This is a genomic window from Segatella oris (assembly GCF_900637655.1).
In the GTDB taxonomy this organism is placed as follows: domain Bacteria; phylum Bacteroidota; class Bacteroidia; order Bacteroidales; family Bacteroidaceae; genus Prevotella; species Prevotella oris.
In genome coordinates this window covers 1,502,943-1,524,295 of record NZ_LR134384.1, presented here as the reverse complement: position 1 = coordinate 1,524,295, position 21,353 = coordinate 1,502,943, and the positions used below count along the sequence as shown (strand labels likewise).

At 44.5% G+C, this 21,353-nt stretch carries 16 protein-coding genes; 10 read left to right on the top strand and 6 right to left on the bottom strand.

What is annotated here, in order from left to right:
• Window position 1: 1 nt before the first annotated feature.
• From EL210_RS06285 to EL210_RS06270, 4 genes are read right to left on the bottom strand one after another with little or no spacing between them, the layout of a single operon-like run.
• Window positions 2-1,084, bottom strand: coding sequence for an ABC transporter permease (locus EL210_RS06285; RefSeq protein WP_018920076.1), 1,083 nt, complete (start codon window positions 1,082-1,084; stop codon window positions 2-4).
• Window positions 1,085-1,086: 2 nt separating this feature from the next.
• The gene (locus tag EL210_RS06280) at window positions 1,087-2,556 is read right to left on the bottom strand and encodes an ATP-binding cassette domain-containing protein (protein ID WP_018920075.1); all 1,470 of its coding nucleotides are present in this window, start codon (window positions 2,554-2,556) and stop codon (window positions 1,087-1,089) included.
• Window positions 2,534-3,424, bottom strand: a complete 891-nt coding sequence (locus tag EL210_RS06275; RefSeq protein ID WP_025879483.1) for an HlyD family secretion protein — start codon at window positions 3,422-3,424, stop codon at window positions 2,534-2,536. Before EL210_RS06275 ends, EL210_RS06280 begins: the two co-directional genes overlap by 23 nt.
• Window positions 3,425-3,443: 19 nt before the next feature.
• A complete protein-coding gene (locus EL210_RS06270) occupies window positions 3,444-4,685 on the bottom strand; it encodes a TolC family protein (RefSeq protein WP_018920073.1) in 1,242 nt (413 codons plus the stop codon).
• 158 nt (window positions 4,686-4,843) lie between these two features.
• Between EL210_RS06270 and EL210_RS06265 the strand changes: the two genes are divergently transcribed.
• From EL210_RS06265 to EL210_RS06240, 6 genes are all read left to right on the top strand, one after another.
• Window positions 4,844-5,749 carry a helix-turn-helix domain-containing protein gene (locus tag EL210_RS06265; protein ID WP_018920072.1) on the top strand — a complete coding sequence of 302 codons (906 nt, stop codon included), beginning with the start codon at window positions 4,844-4,846 and terminating at the stop codon, window positions 5,747-5,749.
• Window positions 5,750-6,089: 340 nt separating this feature from the next.
• Entirely contained in the window at window positions 6,090-8,087 is a 1,998-nt protein-coding gene (ligA, locus tag EL210_RS06260) for an NAD-dependent DNA ligase LigA (RefSeq protein WP_018920071.1), read from the top strand.
• A gap of 77 nt (window positions 8,088-8,164) precedes the next feature.
• A complete protein-coding gene (trmD, locus tag EL210_RS06255; RefSeq protein ID WP_004378780.1) occupies window positions 8,165-8,839 on the top strand; it encodes a tRNA (guanosine(37)-N1)-methyltransferase TrmD in 675 nt (224 codons plus the stop codon).
• Window positions 8,840-9,005: 166 nt separating this feature from the next.
• Window positions 9,006-11,018 carry an OPT family oligopeptide transporter gene (locus tag EL210_RS06250; RefSeq protein WP_018920070.1) on the top strand — a complete coding sequence of 671 codons (2,013 nt, stop codon included), beginning with the start codon at window positions 9,006-9,008 and terminating at the stop codon, window positions 11,016-11,018.
• Window positions 11,019-11,050: 32 nt separating this feature from the next.
• Window positions 11,051-12,259 carry a GDP-L-fucose synthase family protein gene (locus EL210_RS06245; RefSeq protein WP_018920069.1) on the top strand — a complete coding sequence of 403 codons (1,209 nt, stop codon included), beginning with the start codon at window positions 11,051-11,053 and terminating at the stop codon, window positions 12,257-12,259.
• A 15-nt stretch (window positions 12,260-12,274) separates the two neighbouring features.
• The gene (locus EL210_RS06240) at window positions 12,275-13,267 is read left to right on the top strand and encodes a type I phosphomannose isomerase catalytic subunit (protein ID WP_018920068.1); all 993 of its coding nucleotides are present in this window, start codon (window positions 12,275-12,277) and stop codon (window positions 13,265-13,267) included.
• A gap of 662 nt (window positions 13,268-13,929) precedes the next feature.
• Here EL210_RS06240 and EL210_RS06235 read toward each other — a convergent pair.
• Window positions 13,930-15,000, bottom strand: coding sequence for an OmpA family protein (locus EL210_RS06235; RefSeq protein WP_018920067.1), 1,071 nt, complete (start codon window positions 14,998-15,000; stop codon window positions 13,930-13,932).
• Window positions 15,001-15,230: 230 nt separating this feature from the next.
• On the opposite strand from EL210_RS06235, the gene cobU reads away from it, so the two are divergent.
• The 4 genes from cobU to cobC are packed head-to-tail and all read left to right on the top strand — an operon-like array spanning window position 15,231 to window position 18,141.
• Window positions 15,231-15,758 (top strand): bifunctional adenosylcobinamide kinase/adenosylcobinamide-phosphate guanylyltransferase, encoded by a 528-nt coding sequence (gene cobU, locus EL210_RS06230; protein WP_018920066.1) that lies wholly within the window; start codon window positions 15,231-15,233, stop codon window positions 15,756-15,758.
• A 5-nt stretch (window positions 15,759-15,763) separates the two neighbouring features.
• Entirely contained in the window at window positions 15,764-16,801 is a 1,038-nt protein-coding gene (gene cobT / locus EL210_RS06225) for a nicotinate-nucleotide--dimethylbenzimidazole phosphoribosyltransferase (protein WP_026285923.1), read from the top strand.
• Between the two features lie 3 nt (window positions 16,802-16,804).
• A complete protein-coding gene (cobS, locus tag EL210_RS06220) occupies window positions 16,805-17,608 on the top strand; it encodes an adenosylcobinamide-GDP ribazoletransferase (protein WP_018920064.1) in 804 nt (267 codons plus the stop codon).
• The gene (gene cobC, locus EL210_RS06215) at window positions 17,605-18,141 is read left to right on the top strand and encodes an alpha-ribazole phosphatase (RefSeq protein WP_018920063.1); all 537 of its coding nucleotides are present in this window, start codon (window positions 17,605-17,607) and stop codon (window positions 18,139-18,141) included. Before cobS ends, cobC begins: the two co-directional genes overlap by 4 nt.
• A gap of 538 nt (window positions 18,142-18,679) precedes the next feature.
• On the opposite strand, the gene EL210_RS06210 is transcribed toward cobC, so the two are convergent.
• On the bottom strand, window positions 18,680-21,253 hold the full coding sequence (locus tag EL210_RS06210) for an alpha-L-arabinofuranosidase C-terminal domain-containing protein (protein WP_018920061.1): 2,574 nt from the start codon (window positions 21,251-21,253) through the stop codon (window positions 18,680-18,682).
• Window positions 21,254-21,353: the final 100 nt, after the last annotated feature.

The following is a 21,353-nucleotide window of genomic DNA, read 5'->3' as shown; positions in this document are numbered from 1 at the left end:
TTTATTCCAATCTTTTATTAAACTTCAACAGTGCTGCAGTCAGAAAAAGAACGGTCATGCCTGAAAGTACCACGATTTCTGACACGACATGTTGAATTCCTACTCCCATAATAAGCAACTTCCGCATGGCGGATATATAATATCTTGGAGGCATCAATGCTGAAACCCATTGTAAAATGCGTGGCATACTCTCTATAGGGAACATCATGCCACTCAACAAAGTACTGGGCATCAACAGCATAACAGCCGACATTAACAAGGCTGCCATCTGTGTCTCTGCTATCGTACTAATCAATAAGCCCAAAGATAAGCCCAAGAATATATATATGGCAGACACCATGAAGATAAGCCAAAGACTCCCTGAAATCGGTACCCACAACACATAACGCGCCATGAGGAGAATACTCAACAGTACAACAAATGACAACGCAAGATAAGGCATTGCCTTAGACACAATGATAAGCAGAGGGCGTACAGGAGACACCAACAAGACTTCCATAGTGCCCCGTTCTTTCTCACGTACAATACTGATACTCGTCATCATTGCACATATCAACATCAGCAACATACCCATGATGCCGGGCACAAAATTATAGGAACTCTTCATCTGTGGATTATAAAGCATCTTTAGAGAAACGCTGTTTGGCACTTTCTTCTGCATGACATTCATGAGTTGGATACCCATAATCTGCGAGGCATAGTTGCTGTATTGCTGTGCCATATTGGGGTCGGTACCGTCGGTAATGAGCTGAACGCCATCATGTCTGCTGGCAAAATCATAACTGAAAACCACCCCCATGTCAGCCTTTTGATTGCGAATGAGCTGTTCTGCTTCGGCAGGCGTGTGCACCTGATACATCACATTGAAGTATTCCGACTGGTCAAGTGCATCGACAATACGCTGTGTCTGGTGATCAACTTGCGAAGTAACAACCACTGTTCTCACATTTCTCACATCGGTAGAAATGGCGAAACCAAAGATTAACATCTGTATGATGGGCATGCCAAACAATATCATCATCGTGCGCTTGTCACGTGTTATGTGCTTGGTTTCCTTAATGATAAATGACCAAAACTCTTTCATAACTAATCACTTTGTCGGGTGGATTGGCGTGCCAGAAGTGTGAATACGCTGTTCATATCAGGCTTGCGAAAGCGCGTTTTCAACTCGGACGGTGTACCGATAGCACTGATTTTACCGTCAACCATGATAGAGATGCGGTCGCAATACTCGGCTTCATCCATGTAATGTGTGGTCACGAAGACCGTTATTCCACGATGAGCAGCCTCATAAATCAACTGCCAGAATTGTCGCCTTGTGGCTGGATCCACACCGCCAGTCGGCTCATCAAGAAACACGATATCAGGTTCATGGAAGATGCTGACAGAGAAGGCAAGCTTCTGTTTCCAGCCCAAAGGAAGGGAAGAAACAATAGCATGAGCATGGTCGGTGAACCGCAAACGCTGCAATAACTGAGTGAGTCTGGTGTTTATCTCGGTTGATGTCATTCCATAGATATGGCCGAAAAGTCGGATATTTTCTACCACAGTGAGATCTTCATAGAGTGAGAATTTCTGACTCATGTAGCCGATATGCCGCTTGACTTGCTCATACTGTGTAGACACATCAAAGCCTGCAACGGTAGCATGTCCGCTTGTAGGCTGGTTGAGTCCTGTCAGAATATGCATTGCCGTGGTCTTTCCTGCACCATTAGCTCCCAAGAACCCGAAGATTTCTCCACGGTGAACATTAAACGAAATGTCATCAACGGCATGAAAATCTCCAAAGGCTTTCACCAAATGCTGCACCTGAATAACCTCTTCTTCAGCTTCTTCCTGCATATTTTTTGTATCATGTTCGAGGGCAGGAGGATTGAAAACATCTTTGAATTCCTCTAATATAGCATTTGGATCCCCCACTCCTTTTAGGCTTCCTTCATGTAAGAATGCCACGCGATTACACCGCTTCACTTCATCAATATAGGGCGTAGAAACAAAGATAGTGATGCCTTTTTGCCGTAATGTTTCAAGCATTTCCCAAAACTCTTTACGGCTAACAGGATCAACACCTGTGGTAGGTTCATCGAGAAAAAGAATGGAAGGCTGATGCACCAAAGCACAACAGAGCGCCAATTTCTGCTTCATACCACCAGACAATGCGCCTGCCCTGCGCGTCTTGAAACGCTCAATCTGCGAATAGATTGGGGCTATCAAGTCATATCCTTCGGCTATGGTTGTGGAGAAAAGTGTAGCAAAGAAGTTTAGATTTTCCTCCACTGTGAGGTCTTGATAGAGTGAGAAATGACCTGGCATATAGCCTACCCGACAGCGAATGTCTTTCATTCCTGTCACCACATCATAGCCATCAACACTGGCACTTCCCTCATCTGCCAGCAACAGTGTAGTCAGGATGCGGAACAATGTGGTCTTCCCTGCCCCGTCAGGCCCTATGAGTCCAAAGATTTCTCCACGGCAAACTTCGAACGAAACATCATTCAAAGCCCGTACCTTTCCATAGTTTTTTGACAGTCGGCTAACGGAAATTGACTTCTCCATACATACCGATTTTGATGTTACCATCATTCTTTACAGCCACCTTTATGGCATAAACTAAATCTGCACGCTCGTCATCCGTGAGGATTGTCTTAGGTGTAAATTCACTCTTAGAAGCTATCCATGCCACTATACCAGGATAGCTTTTACGCTGCTTTCCACCATAATCTGCATAGACCGTTACACGTTGTCCGAGGCGCACTTTCTGCAGTTGTTGGCTTGTGATATAAGCACGCAGAAAGAGCTTATCAACATCGGCAACCTTGAAAAGTGGCTTTCCCACTATTGCAAACTCTCCCTGTTGGGCATACTTCTCAAGTACAACTCCGTTGATAGGTGACGATATATGACATTTCCTCAATTGGTCAACGACTTGCAGTTTCTCAACATCTGTCGTCCCCATTTGTGCGTTCAAGCTACGCGTTGAGGTTCCTAACGTAGCACTTTGTGCTGCCAACTGCCGTTGCAACACAAGCAACTGACTCCGCGAATCGTCTAAGATCTTGCGGTTTGCAGCCCCGTCTTTCACGAGTTCTGCATAGCGGTTGACTTCTTCCTGTGCCTTAACGACCTGCTGACGCAAGGCTGCAATCTGCGTATTTGTATTCGGTTTCTGTGCCTGATAGACCATCTTCACAGCTCCAATCTGGCGTGCTTTCAGATAGAGTTGCACCGTATCGATACATCCGACCTCTGTTCCTGCCACGACTTTTCCACCTTCCTCTACATCAAAATGCAGCAACTTACCCATTTGTTCGGCTGAAACAATTACCTCGGTAGCCTCGAAAGTGCCCGTTGCATCAAATGATTTATCGTTATTACTGCAAGCCGTCATCAAGAGCAAAGCCGCAAATGGCATTATCTTTTTCATCATCATGTGAAGTTTATAATTATTGATTGATTTTCGTTTTGAGTGCATAAAGTGCTTCTATCAGCTGAATTTCGTGAGTGGAACGCTGCTGACGTGCCTTTGAAACCGCATTGATATCGCGCAACATTTCATTGACACTCTCCGTACCCAAACGCACTTTCTTCTCGCTTTTATCACGAATTTGCTCACGAAGTCTGACGATTTCATCGTCGCGGACAAGCTGTTTCTTCAGCATAGCAATGTTTCCTTCGGTGCTTTCCACCTCTAAACGGTTGTTGAAAAGGAATGTAGCCCGCTCGCTTTCTACCTGCTGTCGCTCCACATCAAGCTTGCGAAGGTCATTCTTCCGCGTATAGAGTGCACCGATATTCCAACTTAGTGTCAGTCCACCAGCCAGCATTCCATTCTTCATCAAATCAGTAACTTTGGTATGATAAATGCCCATTCCAAAGGCTTTCAGCGTAGGAAAGAGGCGGGAATTAAGTTGTTTGCGCTGTGCTTCTAACAGAGATTCGCGTGCCTGATAATAGGAAAGTTCCGGCCGATAGACCTCTCTTGTCTTCAATTCCAAGGCTACCGGCATCTGCAACCGTACATCATTGCCGAACGATTGATGTATGAAGATTCCCAACATCCTTAGATAAGCCGACCGTGAAGCCTGCTGCGCATCAAGCAACTGCAAAGCATTTTCCTGTTCAACAGCCACGGCATCGACATCACTTTGATTGGCAATGCCTCCTTTCTGCATTGCTTCCACAGTTTTACGGCTAAGACTTAAATCTTCCTGCAACAATTGTGTATGCTTGATTTGGGCATCCAACAACAGCACACCGAAGTAGAGTTGCTCCACACGACGGTTCAAATCATACATTGAAACAGCCAACTGCTGACGCTGAACATCGGCTTGTGCACGCGCAATTTGGCGCTGCGCATGGATTTGTCCGCCATCATAAACATTCTGATTAACCATTAGCATGCCCGAAGCCATGGTGTTCTTAGTGTCTATACCTAAGCGTTTCATCCGATCATTCACATCTAATAAATCCGTAAATACAACCCCACTGACCGATACCGAAACTTGGGGAAGCCAAGCCTTTGCCGCATTTTCAAGGGTGAAATCGCGTGTGAGTTCTATCAAACGATACTGACTCACGGCGGGATAATTGGCCTCGGCTCGCTGCTTGCAAGCCTCTAATGTGAGCGACTGTGCCCACAACTGCAGGGGCAAAACGCAACAACATATCAAGATTTTCCTTTTCATTGTTCTGTCATCTAACAGCTGCAAAGATAGAACAAAATGTATGATGATGTGTTATCCTTTTCTATTGGATAATGTTCTTTTTGTAAGATACGAAGTAAAAAAAGCGCTTTGAAAGGCAAAATTCATTATCTTTGCATCATATTTCAAACCAAAAAGAAATGCAAGACAAGCCCCTTTCACTTACATTCGACCGCTTCAAGGAACTCGTTGAGTCTTACAAAAGCGACTTTCCCGGCAATATCGTCGTCACCAAAGACTTCTCCGTGGTCACCGATTTGAGGTATGTTCTCCAAGCAGTACTGCGGATTGGCTCGATATTTCAGCTGCAAGACTATCGCTACGGCTTGATACGTACGGGCAAAGCTACAGTGCGTTTCAATCTTCTTGATAAGGAATTAACAGCCGGAACCCTTGTTTTTCTCACGCCGGGAACCATCATTCAGCCCCTTGAAGCATCGCAAGATTTCAACTTAACCGGCATGGCATGCTCACCCGATTTCATGCATCTTGCCATGAATGATGCCATTCCTGCCACCTTCAACCGACCAATGACAGACGCTCAAAAACAGCTTTCTGATGCTGAAAATAGTTTTATTGAACAACTCTTCGGATTGCTTCTCCAAGCTGTTTCGAAAGAACCTCACAGTCAACAAGTGATTAAAAGCATCATTCGTACGATTATCTATCAATACGATTTCCATTTTTCGATGGTAAAAGATAATGTAACTTCGGAACATTCCAACGAGCGAAATATCTTCGAACGCTTTATCTATTTGGTCAACAATCACTGCAAACAAGAACATAAAATGGCTTTCTATGCAGACAAGATGTGCCTCACCGACCGCTATCTTGGCACGGTTGTGAAAGCGATAAGCGGGCAGACGGGCAAGGAATGGATAGACCGTGCGCTGATCACTTCAGCCAAAGTGTTGTTAAAACACAGTGACAAGAGTATTGCACAGATAGCAGAAGAACTGGATTTTCCTACCGTCAGCTTCTTCTGTAAATATTTCAAAAGGCTCACACAGATTACCCCCAATCAATTCCGCCAGGCCTGTTCATAACAACACTCCTTAGCAACGGCGTTTTAACTTGCGTCACTTCAGCGTGTGATTCAAGTCATATCAGCACGTCATCTGCGTCAAATTACACGCTGAAGTGACGCAAGTTACAACATAACTATAAATCACTCATTATCATAGTCTTATCAACAAGCTGTTTCATCTTTTGTTATCTCATGATTAAAAGTAGTTTCTCTGATGAGGAGAACACACGGTATTTTAAATCCGAACTCCCTTTGAATTTCATCTCATACAAACTGTAACAACTTTTTATGGCATTATCAACGATTTGTAATATAAATATTGTATATTTGCTAAACCATAACCATCTATATCTAAAAAAATGGCAGAAGACAAACTAAGAAAAATGCGCGAGCTGGTTGATTTGCTCAATCGGGCTGCAGATGCATACTATAACGGACAAGGCGAATTGATGACCGATTACGAATGGGATGCCATGTTCGACCAAGTGAAGCAATTAGAAACAGAAACCGGACAGAAGTTTCCCGACTCGCCAACCAACCGCGTTTCGGAAGACAACATCACCGGACAGAAAGAAGAACATGAGTTTCCTGCCCTTTCATTGGCCAAGACCAAACAGCCCACAGAGCTTGCTAAATGGGCCGAGGGACGTCCAATCTGGCTCAGTTGGAAGCTTGATGGCTTGACACTTGTGGTCACTTTCGACAATGGAAAGCTTACAAAAGTGGTGACACGAGGCAACGGACATCTCGGAACAAATATCACTCATCTGGCCAATGCCATTCAAGGCATCCCCCAAGAGATTAAGTCCAAGGGGCATGTTGTAGTTCGGGGAGAATGTGTTATCAGTTATGCAGACTTCGAACAATTCAATATCGAGAGCGATGAAGAATATGCCAACCCGCGCAACTTGGCCTCGGGTTCGCTGACATTGAAGGATGTAAACGAGGTCAGACAGCGTCACCTCAACTGGATACCCTTTACATTGGTGTATGCAGAAGAGCCGATAAACTCGTGGGGAGCACGTATGGACTGGCTCGAACAAAACGGCATGAAAGCCGTAGAACGCGAGAAGATTGAGGTCCCTACCCTGCAAAATATAGAGCAGGTGATTGCAAAATGGACGGAGAAAGTGACCGGAAAGGTAAATCCCTACCCTGTCGATGGCTTGGTTATCACCTATGATGACACGACATTTGCACAGACAGGAAATGTCACGGGGCATCATGCTACGCGTGCCGGCTATGCTTTTAAGTGGCAAGATGAAAGTGCAGACACGGTTTTAGACCACATAGAATGGAGCTGTGCAGCCAATACCATATCGCCGGTTGCCGTGTTTACACCGGTTGAATTGGAGGGAACAACCGTGAAACGTGCCTCACTTTGCAACATCAGTGAATGCGAACGCTTAGGCATTGGCGGTCAAGGGACGAAATTGAGTGTTATCAAAGCCAATAAAATCATACCCAAAGTAATCCGTGTCAACGAAAAGATTGGTGATTTGAAGATACCTGAAACATGCCCTGTTTGTGGTTCAAAGACTCAGATTACCATGAGTACGGCCAGCGAAACCAAGACCCTTCACTGCACCAATGGCAAGTGTCCGGCCAAACAGTTACGCAAGTTTGCCCGCTTTGTGAGCAAGGAAGGCGTAAACATCGACGGCATGTCGGAACAGACCGTGGCAAAGTTCATCAACTTAGGTTGGGTGAAAGAATATGCCGATCTTTATCAACTCAAGAACCATGCGCTTGAACTTTCATTCATGGAAGGCTTTGGTGAGAAGAGTGTGCGTAATCTATTACATGCTATTGAAAAGGCCCGCGATGTTGAAGCCCACCACTTTCTCTATGCGTTGAGTATTCCATTGTGTGGTCAGGACGTTTGCAAACGACTGCTCAGTGCCTATCCGCTGCATGAGATTATTGATATTGCAAGCGGTAAAAGCGATAAAACTGTGCCGGGAGTAGAGGCTCCTTTCTCGCTCATTGCAGGCATTGGTCCCGAAAAAAGCAACCAGATTGTGAAATGGTTTCATGATGAAGAGAACCGTATGATGGTTGAAAAACTGCTCCGACAGGTGCATATCAGCCAGGAAAACAATGAGGCAAGCGGTGAAAACTGTAAGGGATTGACCTTTGTTGTAACCGGCGATGTGAACCATTACAAGAACCGAAACGAGCTGAAAGCCTACATTGAGAGCCAGGGAGGAAAGGTAACGGGAAGCGTCAGCAAGTCGACCAACTATCTGATTAATAACGATGTGACCTCTGCCAGTTCTAAAAATCAGAAAGCACAACAGCTTGGAATCCCCATTATTTCAGAAGAAGAATTCATCAACCTGTTTGGAAATGAATGATATAAAACAAGGGACAGAGAACCGATAAAACTGCGGCAGACTTGTCCAATCCGATAAAAAGCATTACTTTTGCAGCCATGAGAATTGATATTATTTCAGTAATACCGGAGATGATTGAAGGATTTGTCACAGAATCTATCCTTGCACGCGCCCAGAAAAAGGGCTTGGCAGAAATCCATTTGCACAATCTTCGTGACTATACACTTGATAAATGGCGCCGTGTTGATGACTATCCGTATGGTGGAAGCGCAGGTATGGTGATGCAGTGTGAACCGATTGACCGCTGTATTTCAGCCCTCAAAGCCGAACGCGACTATGATGAGGTGATTTATACCAGTCCGGACGGTGAACAGTTCGACCAGCATATAGCCAACGAATTGTCGCTGAAAGGCAATATCATTATTCTCTGTGGCCACTATAAAGGCATAGACCAGCGCGTCAGAGATCATCTGATTACACGTGAAATCAGTATCGGTGACTACGTATTGACAGGCGGAGAACTTGCCGCTGCAGTGATGACAGATGCCATTGTAAGGCTTATTCCTGGCTCAATCAGTGACGAACAGAGTGCTTTGAGCGACTGTTTTCAAGACGATATGCTTGCTGCGCCAATCTACACCCGCCCCTCTGACTATAAAGGTTGGAAGGTTCCAGAAATCCTTCTCAGTGGAAATGAGGCGAAAGTACGCCAATGGGAATTTGATCAGGCTATGGAACGAACCAAGCGTTTGCGTCCGGACCTGCTGAAATAAGAACGATATAAAATCGGGAGGCAATAGCTGCTTCCCGATTTTTTTATGCTTAAACAAAAAGACTTCATGCTATCTTCATGACAAATGTGAATATTCTTATGCAAAAACTCCCAATTATTTTGATTTTATCTTCATTTGCTTTACCTTTGTAGAAGATTACGAAATTATGGAAAAAGAGACAAAAGAGTTGGAGGCAGTACAGCTGCCCGAGAACGCGTTCCGTGAACTTAAGGAAGGCGAAGAGTATGAACCGGTGATGAACCCATCGAAAGTTTATCCCGAAGTTAATAGTTGGTCAGTTATATGGGGCATCCTCATGGCTGTGCTTTTCTCGGCTGCTGCCGCTTATTTGGGACTGAAAGTCGGCCAGGTTTTCGAAGCCGCAATCCCGATTGCCATTATCGCAGTGGGAGCCTCTACAGCTGCCAAACGGCGCAATGCACTTGGCGAAAACGTGATTATCCAAAGTATCGGTGCCTGTTCAGGGGCTGTTGTAGCCGGTGCAATCTTTACTTTGCCTGCCATTTATATCCTTCAAGCCAAGTATCCTGAAATGACAACGTCTTTCATCAAGATATTTCTTGCATCGGCATTGGGAGGTATTTTAGGCATATTGTTCCTTATTCCATTCCGTAAATACTTTGTCAGCGACATGCATGGCAAGTATCCTTTCCCCGAAGCTACAGCCACCACGCAAGTTCTTGTGAGCGGTGCCAAGGGCGGAGACCAGGCAAAACCTCTTCTGTTATCAGGTCTTGTAGGTGGTCTCTACGACTTTATCGTAGCATCATTCGGCTGGTGGAATGAGAATTTCACAAGCCGTGTTGTTGGTTGGGGCGTTGATTTGGCCGACAAAGCAAAGCTTGTTTTCAAGGTAAATACAGGTGCAGCCGTACTTGGTTTGGGCTATATCGTTGGTCTGAAATATGCACTTTACATCTGTTTTGGAAGCTTGGCAGTGTGGTGGTTGATTGTTCCGGGCATGTCACTCCTTTTCCATGACCAGATATTAAACCAATGGGATCCCTCTATTACACAGACTGTGGGTGCCATGAGTCCCGAAATGATTTTCCGTTCCTATGCCCGAAGCATTGGTATCGGCGGCATTGCAATGGCCGGTATCATTGGTATCATCCGTAGTTGGGGTATCATTCGCGATGCCGTTGGCCTTGCTGCACGTGAGTTGAAAGGGAAAGGTGGAAGCATGGATGAGGTGAAACGCACGCAACGTGACATCAGTTTCAAGATTATTGCCGTGGGAAGTATTATCGTGTTATTGCTCACTTTTATCTTCTTCCTAACGGGAGTGATGCATGGAAATCTGCTTTTTGCAGTTGTGGGAATATTGCTTGTGACAGTCATAGCATTTCTTTTCACCACAGTTGCAGCCAATGCAATTGCTATCGTGGGCAGCAATCCTGTATCTGGAATGACGCTGATGACTTTGATTTTAGCCAGCGTTGTGATGGTTTTCGTTGGTCTGAAAGGATATGCCGGCATGTTGGCTGCGCTCATAATGGGAGGCGTAGTTTGCACTGCATTGAGCATGGCGGGCAGCTTCATCACTGATTTGAAGATCGGTTACTGGTTAGGAACGACACCACGAAAACAAGAGAGTTGGAAGTTCTTGGGCACGTTAGTGAGTGCTGCTACAGTAGGCGGTGTGATGATGTTGCTTAATGAAACCTATGGATTTGCAAGTGGAAGTCTTGCTGCTCCACAGGCCAATGCAATGGCTGCTGTTATTGATCCGCTCATGAATGGTGTTGGTGCGCCCTGGATACTCTATGGCATCGGTGCACTATTAGCCATTATCCTCACACTATGTAAGGTTCCAGCGTTGGCCTTTGCATTAGGAATGTTCATTCCCTTGGAACTGAATGTACCGCTTGTTGTTGGTGGTGCTATCAACTGGTGGGTGACTTCGCGCAGCAAGGATGCAGAAGTGAACAAGCAGCGTGGCGAGCGTGGCACGCTCATTGCCAGTGGTTTTATCGCCGGGGGAGCGCTGATGGGTGTTGTAAGTGCATTGTTGAAGTTTGCAGGATTAGAGATTTGGTTATCCGACATGGGGCTTTCTGTACCTGCAACATGGTGGACGAACCCATTAAGTGAGGTATGTTCGCTCATCGCTTACATCTTCTTAATCCTCTTTTTCGTCAGAGTTACACGCAAATAAATTAGTTACAACAGGATATAAACCATAAGAAAATGACATTAGCAAAAGACAGTAAGATTTATATTGCAGGCCATCACGGACTCGTAGGCTCTGCCATTTGGAAGAATTTAGAGCAACGCGGCTATACGAACCTCGTCGGACGGAGTCACAAGGAATTGGATTTGACAGATCAATTGGCCGTCAGAAAGTTTTTCGATGAAGAACAACCAGATGCAGTAGTGCTTGCAGCTGCATTCGTCGGAGGCATTATGGCCAACTATCTTTACCGTGCCGATTTCATCATGCAGAACATGAAAATGCAATGCAACGTGATAGAAAATGCGTATAAACATGGTGTCAAAAAACTGCTTTTCCTTGGCTCCACATGCATCTATCCAAAGAATGCACCACAGCCAATGAAGGAAGATTGCCTGCTTACTTCACCTTTGGAATACTCGAATGAAGAATATGCCATTGCAAAGATTGCCGGACTAAAGATGTGTGAAAGCTACAACCTGCAATATGGAACGAATTATATTGCCGTCATGCCTACCAATCTTTATGGCCCAAATGATAACTTCCATCTGGAGAATAGTCATGTGATGCCGGCAATGATGCGCAAGATTTATTTAGCAAAACTCATTCATGACAATGACTGGGAGGCTATCCGAAACGACATGAACAAACGTCCTATCAACCCAACGGACGCCCTGCGCGAACGCATCGGTGAAGGCAATGTTGATGGCAACAACACGAAAGAACGCATCTTGAAAGCACTTGCTTTCTATGGCATCGAAGACAACAAGGTGACACTTTGGGGCGATGGAAGTCCGCTGCGCGAGTTCCTTTGGAGTGAAGACATGGCCGATGCCAGCGTACATGTGCTGTTGAATGTTGACTTCAAGAACATCATCGGCATTGACAAATATTCATCTGTTTTCTATGGTGCAAAGACTGACGGCACTGTAGACCGCAACAACTCAGAGGGTCGTGGCGGTGCCATTCCGTCGCTTGGTGAAATCCGAAACTGCCACATCAATGTAGGAACGGGCAAAGAACTCACAATCCGCGCGCTCGCCGAACTTGTCGTTAAAACTGTCAATTTCACCGGAGAAGTCATCTGGGATGCAACAAAACCCAACGGTACGCCACGCAAGCTCATCAATGTAGATAAGCTGCATAGCCTCGGCTGGACACACAAGATAGAAATCGAAGAAGGCGTAGAGAAACTCTATGACTGGTATCGCGAGAGTCTCAAATAAAATCAACATAAACTTATGGAACATTTATATCCGCTACTGTTTGAACCCAACCTGCATGAAACCGTGTGGGGAGGAAAGAAACTCACAACATGGAAACATCTGCCAGAACATGCTGCTCCCGTGGGAGAATCATGGGAAGTGAGTGCCGTGCCATCAAGTATTAACATCATTGCCAATGGTGATTTCAAAGGCATGGATCTCGTTTCGCTCATCAATCGCTATCCTACAGAGATATTGGGAGAACATGTTGCCAAGCAATATAAAAGGCAAATGCCTCTTTTGGTGAAATTCATTGATGCCCGAGATGACCTCAGCATACAGGTTCATCCCAATGATGAAATGGCACAAAGAGTACATGGAAAATTCGGGAAAAGCGAGATGTGGTATATCATCGACGCTGATCCTGAAGCCTCTCTCTATGTGGGTTTTAAGCAGGAAATAGACGAAAATGAATATAAACAGCGCATTGCCGACGGCACTATTACTGATGTATTGGCACGCCACAAGGTACATGCAGGTGATGTATTTTATCTCCCTGCCGGACGTGTGCACGCTATCTGCGGTGGTATTCTGCTGGCCGAAGTACAACAGAGCAGCGATCTCACCTATCGCATCTATGATTACAACAGACCCGGCATTGACGGGAAACCCCGAGAACTGCATACGGACTTAGCAGCCAAAGCCCTCAATTTTCATGTCGAAAAAGACTATCGCACACATTATTCCATTCAAACAGAGTGTGACTGTCCGGTGCTTTCCACACCCTATTTCAATGTACACATCGTTGACACGTCTTCCCCATTCCACCGCAACCTCATCGGAAACGACAGCTTTGTCATTACGATGTGTCTTGAAGGTGATTGCAAAATTCATATTCATAAGACAGGAGACGAGATTGAATTACGTGAGGGTTTCAGCTGCATGATCCCCGCAGTAATCGCTGACTATGACCTCATTCCTATGAATGGGCACACAAAAGTACTCGAAACTTTCATTGATAAAAGATAGCTGTATTTCGTGAATATCATCATAGTACAGCTCATATTCCATAGTAAAAAAGCATGACACAAAAAGACTATCAGTGAATATAATAGTATATAGGATTGCTGCATATTGAGTTAGTTTGCCCCAAAAAGTATTCAATCTAACTTATCGTAAGCAGTAGTTTGCATCTTTTCGTGTTAAACTTCGGTATAGATTTCCAAACAAGGAATATTCCTTTAAACGTTTTATGCGCTATTTTACTGGTTTTTAAATTCCAAAAAGCCATGTAAAATAGCGCATATTACGTTTCAACTTGCGTCACTTCAGCGCCTAATCTGCGTCAAATCAGCGTGCAATATGAGTCAGATTACATCGTAATTCAATACAAATTAAAACCAAGCATTGGACTGTATAAAAGATTGTCCTATAAATATTGAAATCATTATAAACTGACTTAATAAAATTCTTCATTAGAACTTTCATTGTCTATTGATTGCAGCTAAGTCCAATATCAATACTTTAGACAGATGATAATAACGAATATGCAGGTTAGATTATCAATGTTTCACATTGACTTAATCCACAATATATTGTATCTATAGAATAAAAACGCTATATACATAAAAAATATATCCCCGATGGATTGCTCCATCGGGGATATATTTTTGTAATTAGTATTAGCTAAATTACTTTACGTAAATTACAGCGAGGCGGTTAGATGTAGTACCCTGAACACCCTTACCATCAGCTTTCTCTACGTTTACACCCTTATTCTTCAAGTAGTTAGCAACAACGTTTGCACGGTTCTGAGAGAGTCTCTTATTAAGTGAGCTTGAACCCTCTGGAGAAGATGTACCAACAATCTGAACTGTACTACCCTTAGCTACGTTGTCAAGAACAGACTTAGCTTCGCTTGTCAAAGTAGACTTGCCCTGTGCGAATGTTACGAACAATGGATTAACAACTGTTGCTGCACCAGGAACTTCCTTAACAACTTCCTTGATAACCTCTTTTGGCTTCTTAGCAAGTTCACTGCGAAGATCGCTGATCTGTGAGTTAAGAGCATCAATTTCGTTCTGATCACGAGGAGTAACTATCTTGAAGTTGTGAGTACCGTTAGAGGTCTTGAACTTGTAGATCAAACCTGCATTCAACTGAACATAGCTGTGATTGATATTATACTGGATACCACCATTACCCATATTGTACGGAGTACCGCTCTCATCATTCAAACCATAGATGATAGATGGCTCTACATAGAACTGCCAAGCTTTCTCTGCACCAAAGTTAAATGCGAAGTCAAGACCCAATTTTGAAGTCAAGTTGTTAACTTGTTCGAAACGTTTGTATTCAGCAGAGTTACCAAACAAGTGACCCCAACCGAGACCAGCAACAGCAACAACCTCGAATGGACGTGGCTCACCTTTGTAACCACCAAACCAGTTACTCAAGTTAACAGTACCCAACAAGCTTGTATTCAAGAAACGAACAATCGTACCTGTTGAAGTGTAAGGCTTATTTGAGAAATAAGCATTGCTTTCAACTGCCAAACCTACAACAGGAGTAAACCAACGACCGATACGAACACCAGCGTTAGGATCCAAACCCTTCAGCCAAGAATGACCAGTTGTCTTTGTAGCAACACCACCATTAACACCGACATAGATGTTATCAAAAGTTTTGCTTTCCTGTACTGTCTGAGCAGAAGCCGATACTGTCATCAAAGCAGCAGCAGCTAATAAAACTAACTTTTTCATGTCTCTCTAAAAAATTAATTAATTAATAATTATTGTTTGTATTTCTTTTTCTTGTTTACGTGTGCAAAGTAATTAAAAAATATCGAAACAACCAAATTTTTACAACAGAAATTATGCTATAGAACATAAAAAATGAGAAAAATCAATTATTTAACCTAATTAAAGGTTATTTTCTGTTGTTTTCATTGCTGTCTACCTATTCCTAAACAACTTTTTAGTATCTTCGCAACATGAAGAGAATCATATTGATTACAGGTGGGCAACGCTCTGGCAAAAGCATGTATGCAGAACAATTGGCCTTATCCATGACAAGCCACCCCATATATTTGGCAACCGCACATATATGGGATGATGAGTTCAGACAACGTGTGGCACGGCATCAAGAACGCAGGGGAAGTAATTGGACAAACATAGAAGAAGAGAAATATCTGTCACGGCATAATATATATAATAAGGTGTGTGTGATTGACTGCATTACACTTTGGTGTACTAACTTCTTCTATGACAAAGACCGAAAAGTGAGCGAACAGCCCTGTGTTGATGATGCACTGCGAGCCATAGAGGAAGAATTTGATAAATTTACCAACCAAGAAGCCACTTTCATCTTTGTAACCAATGAGATAGGAAGCGGTGGAGTAAGCGACAATGCTATACAAAGACGATTCACAGATATGGAAGGATGGATGAACCAATATGTAGCTTCCAAGGCAGATGAAGTAATTCTTATGGTATCAGGAATACCTGTCAAGATTAAATGAACAAGATGAATTTCAAGATTGAAATACCCGATAGAAGTATCAGACAGGCGCTCATCAACAAGATAGACAATCTGAATAAGCCCAAAGGTTCATTGGGAAGATTAGAAGAACTTGCCCTGCAAATAGGACTTATTCAACAATCATTGACTCCCTCTCTTGCCTATCCTTGCCACCTGCTTTTCGGTGGTGATCACGGCATTGAACGTGAGCATGTATCTGCATCTCCACGCGATGTGACCTGGCAACAGATGATTAATTTCACTCAAGGAGGCGGAGGTGTGAACATGTTTTGCCGTCAGCATGGTTTTAAACTGTGGATTGTTGATATGGGAGTTGACCACGATTTAAGTGCATTTCCTGACATTATCAACCGCAAGATAGCGCGAGGCACAGCCAATTTTCGCTATGGACCGGCCATGACCGAAGCACAGTTCAACCAAGCAATACATACAGGTGCAGAACTTGTTGACAGGTGCGCTGAAGAAGGGTGTACCATTATCAGTCTTGGCGAAATGGGAATTGCAAACACCAGCCCTTCTAGTATCTGGATGAGTATCTTTGGAAAACTTCCCTTGAAGAATTGCATTGGTGCAGGCTCCGGACTTAATTCCGAAGGCATACGCCATAAACTTGAGGTTCTGCAAGCATCGCTTGACAATTTTCAAGCACAAAACTATCAGCCCATTGATGCTATCCGCTACTTCGGAGGCTTTGAAATGGTGGGGGCAATCGGGGCAATGCTCCGTGCTGCAGAACGTCACATGGTCATCCTTGTTGACGGATTTATCATGACAGCCTGCATGCTGGCTGCCTCTCAACTCTATCCTGATATTCTCGCTTATGCCGTCTTCGGTCATTGCAGTAATGAAGTAGGACACCGCGATATGCTTAACCTTATGAATGCCAATCCCTTATTATCCTTAGATTTAAGACTCGGTGAAGGCACAGGCGCACTATGTTCCTACCCGATTATCGACTCTGCCATACGCATGATGAACGAGATGAACAACTTTGAGAATGCTCATATCACCAAATATTTCTAACCGATGAGAATTGATATTCAAAACAATATTTCATGGCGCGACCGCCTGTTTGCTGCCTTGACTTTCTTTACTCGCTTCCCTTTTTGGCGCATATACCAACCCAAGAAAGAAGCTTATGAAACCGTAGTAGAGTTATGGCCGCTTACAGGATGGCTTACTGCGGGTTGCATGTCGGCCACACTTTACTTTGGTTCGCTGTTTATGCCTGTCACCTTAGCTGCTATTGCATCCATCATCATGCGCATTATGATTACCGGAGCACTGCATGAAGACGGACTTGCCGACTTCATTGATGGTTTTGGAGGAGGGGGAAGCAACCGCCAACGCATACTCGACATTATGAAAGATAGCCACATTGGAACCTATGGTGTACTTGGATTAGTGCTCTATTTCCTGTTGCTTTATCAATGTCTGACCATTCTTCCACCTCGCACCACGGCTCTGATGATACTCGCAGCCGACCCTTTTTTCAAAATGATTTCAGCCAATCTCATTCAATATATGCCCTATGCACGAACAGCTGAAACGGCCAAAAACCGCGTGGTCTACCGTAAATTAAGCATCAAATCGGGCATATTTCTCTTTTTCCAAGGTATGCTTCCCGCCATTCTTCTATGGTATTTCATAGGAGTCCCCTACCTCTCTATCGCGATTCCTGCACTTGTATATTATCTGCTTTATCTGCTGATGTATCATCGCATTCAAGGTTACACAGGCGACTGTTGCGGTGCTGTTTTCCTATTGACAGAACTCAGTTTCTATCTCACCTATATCATCATTTCATTTCAACTGCCAGTCAATCTATGAAAGTAACGCTCATCAGACACACCAAAGTGGACGTCCCTAAAGGCACTTGTTATGGTTGGAGCGACGTTCCCGTGGCCAATTCATTCGAAGAAGAAGCTGCTGTCACGAAGCAAAACCTCATGAAAAAGCAACCTTTCGATGCTGTTTTTTCCTCACCTTTGACGCGTGCACGCAAGCTCGCTGCCTATTGTGGATATCCACATCCCACACTCGACAACCGACTCAAAGAAATGAACATGGGCGATTGGGAAATGCGACTCTATGATGACATTGCCAAAGAAGACCCGCACATTCTGGCGTGGTATGAAGACTATATGCATCTTGAAGCTACAGGAGGTGAGAGTTTTCCGTTGCTCTACAACCGTGTTTCAGCTTTCCTCGATTGGTTAAAGACACAATCTTATGACCACGTTGCTATCTTTGCTCACGGTGGAGTGCTCATCTGTGCAGGTATTTATGGCGGACTGTTTGCAAAAGAAAATGCCTTCGAAAACCTTGTGGCATTCGGAGGCATACAAGAGATTGAAATATAAAAAGCTCTGTCATTCAAAAGTGTATTTTCTGCCGCTTTTCTCATCTTCTGCTTTTCATCCGCGGATGACGAGCATTTTTTATCTCTTCTTGCTTTCATCCGTGGATGACGAGCATTTTTTATCTCTTTTTCGCTTTCATCCATGGATGACGGACAATTTTTCTCGAAAATCTTCAATTTACTATCATATTTGAGCAGCTTTTTCTGGAAATCTTCAATTTACTATCGTATTTGAGCAGCTTTTCCAAAAAGTCGACGATTTACTTCCGTATCTGAATGATTTTTCGCGTTTTCTGCATTTCGCTTACGAGCGACGAATGATTTTCAGCATTTTTTGACTTTCCCTCGTGGGGGAAAGTCGATTTTCGCTGATTTTTTGTTTTCCCAAGGTTGGGACGGCCATTTTCTTCCGTTTTTTTGGTTTTCCCAAGTTTGGGAAAGGCGATTATCACTGTTTTTCAGTCTTCCCAACCTTGGGAAAGTATTTTCTGCCGATTTTCGATGCCTCTTTCCGCACATTTTACCAACTTCGAGAGACATTAAGGAGCAATGCTTACTGCTACCACACTATATGCAGGCAATAGCAACCGTCCATTCTGCACATTTACTAAAGCACCAGACTCTTCAGAAGAACGCAGTTGGCTGCTTTCGTCACCAGGTTTCCCACTGAAATAAACCATGCGAGGCTGTGCAGGAAGCGCAAGTCCGTCGACCTTCAGACTGACCGTTACAGGCAGCGCATTGACCAATTTCAAATAAGTATTGCCCGAACGACTGTCTTTAACCACACTGGCGGCCATACGATAAGCCAATTCCGGCGCTATTTCCACACGCGAAGCAACGTAGCTGTCGCCAGAGAATTGAGAGAAAAGGGCCTGTGTGTTGTAGCTCGGCGTAGTCTTCACTTCCGAAGCATTGAAATAAATCATGTCGGGATTCCAATTCTGATGTTTCTCATGACAAAGCAATGGAGCATAGCTTGTCATCTCAACAACATCGCCATTACGCTCGATATTACACAGATGAACAGCCTCGGCAAGCGCAGACTCCATTGTTCGCGTGCGAGAAGCATATTCGCCTAAGTACACTTTCGGGGCCTTACGGTCGTAGCTATCATAATAGTCTTGATTATGAAGGAACCAACCTGCCGACTCATAATAATGCTCATCCACGGCATCTATCACTTCCTTATGGGCCTTGGCAAACTTCCAGCCCTCAATGTAATCGGCCGATGGATAATGGAATGGGCCTACCGTACCAACGACCTCAATATCCGGATATTTGGCTTTCACAGCCTTGCAAATCATCAGATAGCGTTCTTCAAACTGCGTTGTTATCAAGTCTTCATTGCCAATGCCTATCATTTTCAATTGAAACGGAGCAGGATGTCCGGCATCAGCACGCATCTTTGCCCATTTCGAAGTAGCAGCATCACCATTCGCCCACTCTATCAAATCGAGTACATCTTGAACGTAGGCAGGCATCTCATTCATAGGAATACCTCCCTGCTGGCCGGCAATACCCTCGGCATTGGCTGCCGAGTTCTGACATGGGACACCTGCTGCAAGCACGGGAAGTGGCTCTGCGCCGATGTCTTCACAGAACTGAAAATACTCGTAGAAGCCTAAACCTCGCGTTTGATGATAGCCCCATATATTGCGGTCGGGCTTGCGGTTATACAGTGGGCCAATGCTTTCCTTCCAATGATAGATATTCTCTAATCCGTCACCATGCAGCATACAGCCACCCGGGAAACGCATAAACTTAGGCTTCAAGGCAGCAATCGCCTCTGCAATATCCTTTCGCATGCCATGCCCCTTATAGGTTTCGTGCGGAAACAATGACACCATATCTACAGCCACACGCCCTTCCTTGACACTGATAATCCGCAGACTACAGTTCTTTGGTTGCACGGGTTGCGCCCGCTTCTTGCCCACAGTATTCAACACAAGTGAATACTGCTGCCAGCCAGTTCCCTTGACTTTCAGTTTTCCTTCGGCCAAAGGTTGCCCCATACTATCTGCCAACTGCACAATCAGCTGACCTTTCTTTGGCTCCAAACAACGCGCATAGAGCGAGAAATCATAAAGTCCGCCACGGTCGTAAATCGTCTTATCCCAACCTTGGTTCACCAATGTGGCTTGATCCAGAATAGCATAATGTGGATTATTCTTACTCAAAGGCTGGTCTGTCGCAATCACCATAGGCTTGTCAGAAGTCCATGCTGTCTGGGCCATCCACCCCTTATGGTCGGCCGAAGTATATTCAAAGTCACCGTTTTCAAGCAGCTGTGCATAGAGACCTCCGTCTGCAGCACGACTGATATCCTCAAAGAAAACACCCACAAGCTTGTTACTTATGGACTTCGTTTGCGCATTGTCCACATGCAATGTAGCTTCCACAGGTTTGTGCAGTGAAGCGAAACGCTGTGCATCATCTTTCATTCTCTCAGCATAGAGCGCTGCATCCTTTTTCAAAGCAGCAAACCAAGAGCGGATATAATTCAAGTGCATAGCCGGCACATCAAACGCATTTCCCTTATAACTTTTCCCATTCACTTCGGCATTATCCACCTGCCAAAGAATGTCATCGGCTTCTGATGCAAGCGAATCTTCTACAAAATGTCGGAAATCTTCAGTAGCCTGCACATAGCGTTTGCCTTTTGCCGTCTTGAAATAGATGTCGAACGAGCCATCACCCATCTGATAGACAACGGGCTGATGTATGCCTTTTTCGCGCACAACAGGATAATCCTGCGGGCGCCAAGTAACCAAATCCTCTGAATAGGCAGCTGCAAACACAGGCGAAGTGCTGTTGACAGCCCACACAGCTCGCCACGTTCCGTCATTGGCCTTAGTCACAAAGGGATCAAACATCCGCTTCTCTACTCCCCATGGGCCATAATCAGATGCGCAAAGTTGCCCCACTTCATGCCACTTTTCATCATCCCCAAGGAATGCAAGATGCAGTCCTTCGCGCTCTCCTGGTGAATAAACGAAGATCTGACAGGTAGAGTCTTTACCCTGAATAGCATAGGCTGGCACGACATTCTGCGCCTGCAATGAGCCACAACTCAATAGAGCTGCCACCAAAAGTTTTGTTCCATGTTTCATGTTATATGACTGTATATGATTAGTTTTATTCTTTTCTTCTGCGCGATTAGCGTCAGATGGTCTCTCAATTAGCGTCAGATTAGCATGCAATATGCGTCAA